Origin of the sequence: Streptomyces triculaminicus (assembly GCF_017349075.1) — a bacterium.
Classification (GTDB): domain Bacteria; phylum Actinomycetota; class Actinomycetes; order Streptomycetales; family Streptomycetaceae; genus Streptomyces; species Streptomyces triculaminicus.
Window position 1 is genome coordinate 1,578,713 of the sequence record NZ_JAFMOF010000002.1, and the last position, 9,267, is coordinate 1,587,979.

At 70.9% G+C, this 9,267-nt stretch carries 8 protein-coding genes; 7 read left to right on the forward strand and 1 reads right to left on the reverse strand.

Annotated features, from left to right (window positions below; all coding sequences use genetic code 11):
* Nucleotides 1-107: 107 nt before the first annotated feature.
* The gene (locus tag J1792_RS17340; protein WP_086574807.1) at nucleotides 108-827 is read right to left on the reverse strand and encodes an NADPH-dependent F420 reductase; all 720 of its coding nucleotides are present in this window, start codon (nucleotides 825-827) and stop codon (nucleotides 108-110) included.
* Here J1792_RS17340 and J1792_RS35400 point away from each other — a divergent pair.
* The 7 genes from J1792_RS35400 (at nucleotide 783) to J1792_RS17375 (ending at nucleotide 8,369) form a co-directional block, all read left to right on the forward strand.
* The gene (locus J1792_RS35400) at nucleotides 783-1,394 is read left to right on the forward strand and encodes a WYL domain-containing protein (RefSeq protein ID WP_372446117.1); all 612 of its coding nucleotides are present in this window, start codon (nucleotides 783-785) and stop codon (nucleotides 1,392-1,394) included. The two genes, J1792_RS17340 and J1792_RS35400, sit on opposite strands and share 45 nt — an antisense overlap.
* On the forward strand, nucleotides 1,391-1,831 hold the full coding sequence (locus tag J1792_RS17350) for a helix-turn-helix transcriptional regulator (protein WP_086573038.1): 441 nt from the start codon (nucleotides 1,391-1,393) through the stop codon (nucleotides 1,829-1,831). Before J1792_RS35400 ends, J1792_RS17350 begins: the two co-directional genes overlap by 4 nt.
* Before the next feature lie 10 nt (nucleotides 1,832-1,841).
* Nucleotides 1,842-2,252 (forward strand): VOC family protein, encoded by a 411-nt coding sequence (locus J1792_RS17355; RefSeq protein ID WP_086573036.1) that lies wholly within the window; start codon nucleotides 1,842-1,844, stop codon nucleotides 2,250-2,252.
* A gap of 128 nt (nucleotides 2,253-2,380) precedes the next feature.
* Nucleotides 2,381-4,768: an ATP-binding cassette domain-containing protein gene (locus J1792_RS17360; protein ID WP_207247639.1), complete on the forward strand. Its 2,388-nt coding sequence runs from the start codon at nucleotides 2,381-2,383 to the stop codon at nucleotides 4,766-4,768.
* A 271-nt stretch (nucleotides 4,769-5,039) separates the two neighbouring features.
* Complete coding sequence (locus J1792_RS17365) at nucleotides 5,040-7,073, forward strand: phage tail sheath family protein (protein ID WP_086573034.1); 2,034 nt, start codon at nucleotides 5,040-5,042, stop codon at nucleotides 7,071-7,073.
* Between the two features lie 10 nt (nucleotides 7,074-7,083).
* Nucleotides 7,084-7,605, forward strand: a complete 522-nt coding sequence (locus J1792_RS17370) for a phage tail protein (RefSeq protein WP_086573033.1) — start codon at nucleotides 7,084-7,086, stop codon at nucleotides 7,603-7,605.
* Nucleotides 7,606-7,613: 8 nt separating this feature from the next.
* On the forward strand, nucleotides 7,614-8,369 hold the full coding sequence (locus tag J1792_RS17375; protein ID WP_086573031.1) for a hypothetical protein: 756 nt from the start codon (nucleotides 7,614-7,616) through the stop codon (nucleotides 8,367-8,369).
* Nucleotides 8,370-9,267: the final 898 nt, after the last annotated feature.

The following is a 9,267-nucleotide window of genomic DNA, read 5'->3' on the forward strand; positions in this document are numbered from 1 at the left end:
CCTGGCCCGGCGACAACGCCCGGCCAGGTACTCGATCACCGGTCCACGAGCGGCTCGTCCACGAGCGGCTCGTCCTTGCCGCCGTCGGCGGCACTCGCCCCTCGATCCTATCGCACGACCTTGATGCCGAAGTGACCGCCGAACTGCTGGCCGAGGCCGAAGCCGATGGCGGAGTGCATGTGGGCGTACATCTCCATGCCACGGGCGCACACGAGGGGGCCGAGGTCGAGGACGTCGGTCCAGCCGTAGGCCTTGAGCAGCTCGGTGACCTGCTGCTTGGCGTCGGCATGATCGCCGGCGACGAACATGGTGTGGTCACCGCCCGCGATGACGCCGGGGTTGACGACGGTGGTCTGTTCCTGGGTGACGAAGCTCTTGACGACCTTGGTCTCGGGGAGGGCGCGCTGGATCTGCTCGCCGAGGCTGTCGGTGTCGCACGGATCGAGCTTCGGCATGACGCCCCACGGGGTGGGCCAGGGGTGCTCGACGTCGGGGTTGTAGAGGTAGGGGACGGCGTAGTCGACGAGCGTCTTGGCGGCGAGCCCGTCGGCTACGGCGGTCAGGGCCGCGACGGCGTTGTGGCCGTCGATGCCGTTGATGACCAGCTCGTCGGCGGCGGCCGCGGCCTCGCCGAAGGTGCCCAGGGTGATGCCGGGGTGGTCGGCGAGCCACTGGCCGTAGGGCGGGTTCCCCATCATGTCGGGCTCGGTACGGGCCAGGGTGGCCTCGGGGTCGCGGGTACCGGCGTACACCTTGTGGCCGAGCTCGACGAGCTTGGCGGCGTGCGCGCGGCCACCGCCGCCGGTGCCGAGAACTGCGATTTTCATGGGGAACCTCCCGTTTTGTGGTACCTCCTCGCCCACGACACCGAGAAGGACGACTGGCGCCTCTTCCGCCTCGACCGCATCACCCACCCCCTACCCACCGGCCGGCGCGTGCCGCCCCGCCCGGTGCCCGGAGGCGACCCCGCCGCCTTCGTCGCCGACCGTCTCTCCGCCGCCCCCCCGCCACCGCGCCGTCGCCACCGTCCACGCCCCCGCCGACCACATCCGCGCCCGCACCCGAGGCCTGGCCACCCGCCTTCGCCCCGCCGGGAAGAACACCTGCCTCGTCGACGCCTCCGACGACTCCCTGCCCCGCATCGCCCAGACCCTGGCCGGCCTCGACACCGACTACACCCCTCGACGCCGACCCGGACGTCATCGCCTACCTCCGCGACACCGCGCGCCGCACCCTGCGTGCCACAGGCTGAGGGCTACGTCCTTGACGGTCGCCCGTCGGCCGACGCCCTGGCTCCGGAGCGACGCCCCCGTCTGCCGTCTCACGTCCGGTACCGTTCCGTTCATGCAGGTCAACGGCTGTTTCAGGGGTCGGGTGGTAGCGTCGTCCCATGACCCCGGAAGAGCTCGCCACCCTCGTGCACCTGCGCCGAGCGCGCGACCTGATCGACCGGGATTTCGCACAGCCGCTCGATGTGCCGACGATGGCCCGCCACGCGCTCATGTCGCCGGCGCACTTCTCACGGCAGTTCCGCGCGGCCTACGGCGAGACGCCGTACAGCTACCTCATGACCCGCCGGATCGAGCGGGCGATGGCACTGCTGCGCGGGGGCATGAGCGTGACCGACGCGTGCATGACGGTCGGCTGTACCTCGCTCGGTTCGTTCAGCTCGAGGTTCACCGAGGTCGTGGGGGAGACGCCGAGCGCGTACAGCAAACGGGAGCACCGCGCGGTGGCGGCGATGCCCGCGTGTGTGGCGAAGGTGCACACCCGCCCGACGAGAAATCCGCCGAGCAGGATTGAAGAAGCGGGCCGCGACGCCGCCACCTAACGTTGGCGACATGAACATCGCACTCCAGTACTGCCACATCACCGTCAACGACGTGGACGAGGCGCTCGCCTTCTACCGCGACGCGCTCGGCCTCGAAGCGCGCAATGACGTCGCTTCCGGCGGATTCCGCTGGGTCACCCTTGGCAGCGCTGCTCAGCATGACCTCGAGATCGTCCTCTCGGTACCGCATGCCGGCCGTTCCCAGGCCGACGGCGACGCCCTGCAGGAATTGCTCACCAAGGGTGTCCTGCCGATGACCGTCTTCAGCACCGACGATCTCGACGCGACCTTCGAGCGGGTACGGGCCTCCGGCGCCGAGGTCCTCCAGGAGCCCATCGACCAGCCCTGGGGCCCGCGCGACTGCGCGTTCCGCGACCCCTCGGGCAACATGGTGCGGATCCAGCAGAAGGCCAAGGCATAGCGCTCGATCTGTCGCGAGGACCGCTCGGCGGCGCTCCTCGCGACAGACAGATCGAGTAGATCGAGCCAGGCGACCCCGACGGAGACCGCGCAGGCGGCTGCGGCCCCACTGATGGAGACACGAACACGATGAGCAAGGCCTCGAGGACGGGCACGCAGTCGCCTGCGCCGCACGCCGCCGACAGCCACGATCTGATCCGCGTGCACGGTGCGCGCGAGAACAACCTCAAGGACGTCAGCATCGAGATCCCGAAGCGCCGGCTGACGGTGTTCACCGGCGTCTCCGGTTCGGGCAAGAGCTCACTGGTGTTCGACACGATCGCCGCGGAGTCGCAGCGGCTGATCAACGAGACCTACAGCGCCTTCGTGCAGGGCTTCATGCCGACGCTGGCGCGGCCCGAGGTCGACGTGCTCGACGGGCTGACGACCGCGATCATCGTCGACCAGCAGCGGATGGGGGCCGAGGTCCGCTCCACGGTCGGCACCGCCACCGACGCCAACGCGATGCTGCGCATCCTCTTCAGCAGGCTCGGGAAGCCGCACGTCGGCCCGCCCAGCGCGTACGCCTTCAACGTCCCCTCGGTCCGGGCGAGCGGTGCGATCACCGTCGAGCGCGGCAACAAGAAGGCCGTGAAGGCGACCTACAGCCGCACTGGCGGCATGTGTCCGCGCTGCGAAGGCCGGGGCACGGTCTCCGACATCGACCTCACCCAGCTCTACGACGACGGCAAGTCGCTCAACGAGGGCGCGCTCACGATCCCCGGCTACAGCATGGACGGCTGGTACGGCCGTATCTTCCGCGGCTGCGGCTTCTTCGACCCGGACAAGCCGATCCGCAAGTTCACCAAGCGAGAGTTGTACGACCTGCTCCACAAGGAGCCGACCAAGATCAAGGTCGAGGGGGTCAACCTGACGTACGAGGGTCTGATCCCGAAGATCCAGAAGTCGATGCTGGCCAAGGACATCGACGCGCTGCAGCCGCACGTCCGTGCCTTCGTGGAGCGGGCGATGACGTTCGGCGTCTGCCCCGAGTGCGACGGCACCCGGCTCAGCGAGGGCGCCCGTTCGTCGAAGATCAAGCGGATCAGCATCGCGGACGCCTGCGCGATGGAGATCAGGGACCTGGCCGCATGGGTCCGCGGTCTCAAGGAGCCGTCGGTGGCGCCGCTGCTCACCGCGCTGCAGGGGACCCTCGACTCGTTCGTGGAGATCGGCCTGGGCTATCTCTCGCTCGACCGGTCCTCGGGCACCTTGTCGGGCGGCGAGGCGCAGCGCGTGAAGATGATCCGCCACCTCGGTTCCTCGCTCACCGACGTCACCTACGTCTTCGACGAGCCCACGGCGGGCCTGCACCCCCACGACATCCAGCGGATGAACGGCCTGCTGCTGCGGCTGCGGGACAAGGGCAACACCGTGCTCGTCGTGGAGCACAAGCCGGAGGTGATCGCGATCGCCGACCACGTCGTCGACCTCGGCCCCGGCGCCGGTACGGCGGGCGGCACAGTGTGCTTCGAGGGCACCGTCGAGGGGCTGCGGGCCGGCGGCACGGTCACCGGCCGTCATTTCGGCGACCGGGCCGCTCTCAAGGAGACGGTGCGCAAGTCCACCGGCTCGCTTCCGATCCGCGGCGCCACGACGCACAACCTGCGCGGCGTCGATGTCGACATCCCGCTCGGGGTGCTCGCCGTCGTCACCGGCGTCGCCGGTTCCGGCAAGAGCTCGCTCATCCACGGGTCCGTTCCGGCCTCGGCGGGCGTGGTGTCGGTGGACCAGACACCGATCCGCGGCTCGCGGCGGAGCAACCCGGCGACGTACACCGGCCTGCTCGACCCGATCCGCAAGGCGTTCGCGAAGGCCAACGGCGTGAAGCCGGCGCTGTTCAGCGCCAATTCCGAGGGCGCCTGCCCGACCTGCAACGGCGCCGGCGTCGTCTACACCGACCTGGCGATGATGGCCGGCGTCGCCACCACCTGCGAGGAGTGCGAGGGGAAGCGGTACCAGGCGTCGGTGCTCGAGTACCACCTGGGCGGCCGCGACATCAGCGAGGTGCTCGCGATGCCGGTGACCGAGGCCGAGGAGTTCTTCGGCGCAGGCGAGGCGCACACGCCGGCCGCGCACCGCGTCCTCGGCCGGCTCGCCGACGTCGGGCTCGGCTACCTGAGCCTCGGCCAGCCGCTCACCACACTGTCCGGCGGGGAGCGGCAGCGGCTCAAGCTGGCCACTCACATGGCCGACAAGGGGGGCGTGTACGTCCTCGACGAGCCGACCAACGGCCTTCACCTCGCCGACGTCGAGCAGCTGCTCGGCCTGCTGGACCGGCTCGTCGACTCCGGCAAGTCGGTCATCGTCATCGAGCACCATCAGGCGGTCATGGCGCACGCCGACTGGATCATCGACCTCGGTCCCGGCGCCGGTCACGACGGCGGCCGGATCGTCTTCGAGGGCACCCCCGCCGGCCTGGTCGCCGCCCGCACCACCCTCACCGGCGAGCACCTCTCCGCCTACGTCGGCGCCTGACCGAGGCCCTCGCGGTCCCTGTGCGGGCCGAGACCCGCATGGTTTCGAGCGGGCCGTCCGGGGTGGCTGCGAACAATCGGCCAGTACCAGCTCTTCCGGACACGTGAATGCGGAGTGTGTTCGGTCTTTGACATTGAGTTGTCACTTTGCTGATCATGGGATGTCAAGCCCTGATCGGGGTTGCCTCTCGGTGACCGGTGTTCGCATAGTGCTCGACGTTTCGGACGCGGTTCGGCCACATGGGGCATTCGAGAGGTGAGGATTCGCGCTCATGGCTGTTGTACCGACCTATCCAGGCGTCTATCTCGAAGAGCTGCAAAGCGGCACACGGACCATTGTCGCGACGCCGTCGTCGATCGCGGCCTTCGTCGGGTACACGGCGAGCGGCCCCGAGAACCGGGCCACCAGAATCCTCGGTTTCGCGGATTTCGAGCGGAATTTCGGTGGGCTCGACCGGCGGAGCGAGCTGAGCTATGCGGTGCAGCAGTTCTTCCTGAACGGTGGAACCGACGCCTATGTGGTGCGTGTGCCCGCGCCCGACGCGGCCGATGCCGCGATCACCTTGAAGGACGGCGACACCACGGGCGCCAACGCGTCGCTGGTGGTCTCCGCCTCCAGCGGGGGTGCGTGGGGCAATGACCTGGTCGTCGACGTGGACAATGACGGCATTCCCGCGACGGACACCAAGGCGTTCAACCTGACGGTCACCGATCTGCGAAGCGGGGCGACGGAACGTTTCCCTGGAGTGAGCGTCGACTCCGCGAGCCCCTCCTACGTGGAGGCGGTGGTCGGCGATCCCGACAGCGGCTCGCGCATGGTGAGCGTGACGGTTCCCGCCGGCGCGACCGCCAGGCCCATGGCGACCGGGACCTGGGGCGGTGACGTCGGGCTCAACGAGCTGAAGAACGACAAGGACTACGCCCTCAGGGTCAGCAGTGACGTGCCCGGCGGCGTGTTCGACAAGGTCGTCGTCACGGTGATCGAAAAGGGCGAGCCGCTGCCCACGTCGGTCGCCGGACTGTGCGCCCTGCTCAAGCGCAAGCTCGACCAGAGCCTGTCGGCCCTTCACGTCGGTGCGCGCGTCCGCTGTGTGCCGTCATTTACCGGCCGGGGGCTGCGGGTCATCAGTGACTTCGATCCCGAGGAGCTTCCCGGCGCGGTGGACGCCGTGCTCACCTTCTCCGAGCCGGAGCACGCGAGCGAGCTCGAAGGCCCGGAAGAGCCGGGAGGAGGGGGAGACGAGGCAGCCCCCACCCTCCTTCGCCTGCTCAAGCTCGACGCGGCCAAGGCCAACGTCGGACGCTACCGCCTGGGCCTGGGCCGGACGCAGGCCGCCCAGGCGTCCGCGGTCCCCGGCGCCGACGGGCTCAAGCTTCCCGGCACCGGCGACCTGATCGGTGACGAGCACAGGTTCACCGGCATCCAGGCGTTGCGCCGGGTGGACCTGTTCACGATCCTGAGCATCCCGGACGCGACCCGGGCCCAGCCGGGCAACCCCGACCGGCTCGACCCGGCCGTGAACCCGAACGCGGTCTTCGGGGCGGCGATGGAGCTCTGCGCCGACCGGCGGGCGATGCTCGTCGTCGACCCGCCGCCGCCCGTACGCGACGTCGACACGGCACTGGACTGGATCAGCCAGGGTCTGACGGCCAAGGGACCGGACGCCGCGGCCTACTTCCCGCGGGTCCGGGTGCCCGACCCGCTGGACGGCTTCCAGCTCCGCACCTTCGCGCCCAGCGGCACGATCGCCGGCCTGTGGGCTCGTACCGACGCCTCCCGCGGATCGTGGAAGGCCCCCGGAGGCACCGAGGCCCGGCTCGCGGGCGTCGGCGGCCTGGCCTACCAGCTCACCGACGCGGAGAACGGCGTACTCAACCCGCTGGGCCTGAACTGCCTGCGCACCCTGCCCGTGTACGGCACCGTCAGCTGGGGCGCGCGCACGCTCGACGGCGCCGACGCCAACACCAGCCAGTGGAAGTACCTTCCGGTGCGCAGACTGGCCAAGGTGATCGAGGAGAGCGCGTTCCGGGGAACGCAATGGGCGGTCTTCGAGCCGAACGACGAGCCGTTGTGGTCGCAGCTGAGGCTCAACCTCACCTCGTTCATGCACGGGCTGTTCCGGCAGGGAGCCTTCCAGGGGAAGACGCCGCGCGACGCCTACCTCGTCAAGTGCGACGCCCAGACCACCACTCAGGACGACATCGACCGGGGCATCGTCAACGTGCTCCTCGGATTCGCTCCGCTGAAGCCGGCCGAGTTCGTGTTCATCCGCATCCAGCAGCTGACCGGCCAGACGCAGGGTTGAGAGGGCTGTCATGCCGTCGTTCACCGTGAACACCAATCGCTTCGATCCCTACAAGAACTTCAAGTTCCGGGTCCGCTGGGACGGCAGGTACGTCGCGGGCGTGAGCAAGGTCAGCGCGCTCAAGCGGACCACCGAGGTGGTCAAGCACCGCGACGGCGGCGACCCGAGCACCAGCCGCAAGTCGCCGGGCCGCACCGAGTACGAGGCGATCACCCTGGAGCGCGGCGTCACGCACGACACCGACTTCGAGCAGTGGGCCAACAAGGTGTGGAACTTCGGTTCCGCGCTCGGCAGCGAGACCTCGCTCAAGGACTTCCGCAAGGACCTCGTGATCGAGGTGTACAACGAGGCCGGGCAGCTGGTGCTCGCGTACAAGGTGTTCCGCGCGTGGGTCTCCGAGTTCCAGGCCCTCCCGGATCTGGACGCCAACGCCAACGCGGTGGCCATCCAGCACCTCAAACTCGAGAACGAGGGGTGGGAGCGCGACTACGAGGTGGTCGAACCCACCGAACCGACGTACGTCGAGCCCTAGGCCCGTCCATGGACGACGTCCGCATCCTCGACGCGTGGAGCGCGGGCAGGAGGCGCCCCGAGGCCAGACGACTCCTCCTGCTCGCCGCGGCCTGCCCCGGAACCCCCGCCGAGACGCTGGCCGGGCTGACCGCCGGCAGGAGCAACCTCCTGCTGCTGCGGGACCGCCGGGACACCCTGGGCAGCCGGCTGGAGGGGGAGACGACCTGCTCCGCCTGCGACGCCCGGCTGGAGGTCGCGGTCGATTTGAGCGAGCTCCTCGGCGACGCGGACGCAAGCGCGGACGACGACGCTGCGGACGACGGCGACAGCCGGGCGGCGGCCGACGGCGAGCTGCGAAGCGGCGACTGCGTGGTGTGCTTCCGCCTGCCCACCGTCCGTGACCTGCAGACGGCGGCGGCCGGCGCCGACCCGGAGTCCGCCGCCCGCGTGCTCCTGCGCTCCTGCGTGGTGTCCTTCGACAGGGCCGGCGAACTCCGCCCGGCCGAGGACCTTCCCACCGAGCTCCTCCACGCGCTCGACACCGAACTCGGGCGCCGCGACCCGCACGCCGACCTTCGGCTCTCGGCGTCCTGCCCAGGCTGCGAGCACACCTTCGAGCTGGTCCTGGACCCGGTGTCCTTGTACTGGGACGAACTGGAGGCGCGGGCCCGGCGACTGCTGCTGGACGTCCACCGGCTCGCCGACAGGTACGGCTGGAGCGAGCGCGAGTGCCTCGGCATCGACCCGCTGCGCCGGGCCGGCTATCTGGAGCTGATCGGATGAGCGGCTACCTGCGCTCCCTGGCACGGGTCGCGGTGGGACACGCGACGACGCTGAAGGCCCGGCCTGTGTCGCGCTTCGAGCCCCAGGAGGCACCCGTGCTCGGGCTGACCGTGGTCGAGGACGAGCCGTTGCGCCCCCGGGCGGCCGGCCATGAGGCGCCCGCCCGGCGTCCCCTCACCGTGCGTCACCCGTCCGCCCGTACGGACACCGCGCAGGCCACGCCGGCAGCGGCGGCCGCAGAACCGCTCCCCGGCACGGCGCCGGCTCCCCGATGGCGGACGCGGCCCGTACCCGCGTCCCCTGCCGGCGCACCCACCGAACCGGCGCCGCGCCGGACGGGCGCGCCCGGCGCCGAACCGGCCGGCGCACCGGCACCGGAGGCCACGCCGCCCGACCGGCCACCGGCCGCGACGGCACCCGTGGCAGCACCCGCGCCGGGTTCACCTGTCGCCCGGTCGCCCGAGGAGCCCGAGTCCGTATCCCCGCGCCCGCAGCCCCCGGAGCCGCCCCGGTACGCAGCCCACCCGGCCGACAGGCCCGTACCCCCAGCCACGCCACCGGCCCGAACGGCCCTCCCGGACACCGTCCCGGAGCGGCAGCACCCGGACCCCGGCGCCCCCGCTCCCACCCGTGTGGTCACGCGTCTGAAGGACCCTTCACCCGCCCCCGACCGCCCCCGGCCGGCGAGCGCCCTGCCGGCGAGGCGGTCACGGTACGCGCCGCCGCGCCGCCCCGCGACCCGGATCCCCAGCCGCGCGCTCCGGTCATCACGGTCTCCGTGGGCCGCGTGGACGTCCGCGCCACGCCGCGGCCCGTACCGGCGACGCACGCCCCCGCCCGCCCCGCCCTCCACGGTGCCCTCCCTCGAGGACTACCTGGCGGGTCTGGGGGGTGGCGC

Excerpts from the sequence above, each read along its gene's own strand:
- J1792_RS17340 (WP_086574807.1), bottom strand. The coding sequence starts at position 827 with ATGAAAATCGCAGTTCTCGGCACCGGCGGCGGTGGCCGCGCGCACGCC.
- J1792_RS17350 (WP_086573038.1), top strand. The coding sequence starts at position 1,391 with ATGACCCCGGAAGAGCTCGCCACCCTCGTGCACCTGCGCCGAGCGCGC.
- J1792_RS17355 (WP_086573036.1), top strand. The coding sequence starts at position 1,842 with ATGAACATCGCACTCCAGTACTGCCACATCACCGTCAACGACGTGGAC.
- J1792_RS17360 (WP_207247639.1), top strand. The coding sequence starts at position 2,381 with ATGAGCAAGGCCTCGAGGACGGGCACGCAGTCGCCTGCGCCGCACGCC.
- J1792_RS17365 (WP_086573034.1), top strand. The coding sequence starts at position 5,040 with ATGGCTGTTGTACCGACCTATCCAGGCGTCTATCTCGAAGAGCTGCAA.
- J1792_RS17370 (WP_086573033.1), top strand. The coding sequence starts at position 7,084 with ATGCCGTCGTTCACCGTGAACACCAATCGCTTCGATCCCTACAAGAAC.
- J1792_RS17375 (WP_086573031.1), top strand. The coding sequence starts at position 7,614 with ATGGACGACGTCCGCATCCTCGACGCGTGGAGCGCGGGCAGGAGGCGC.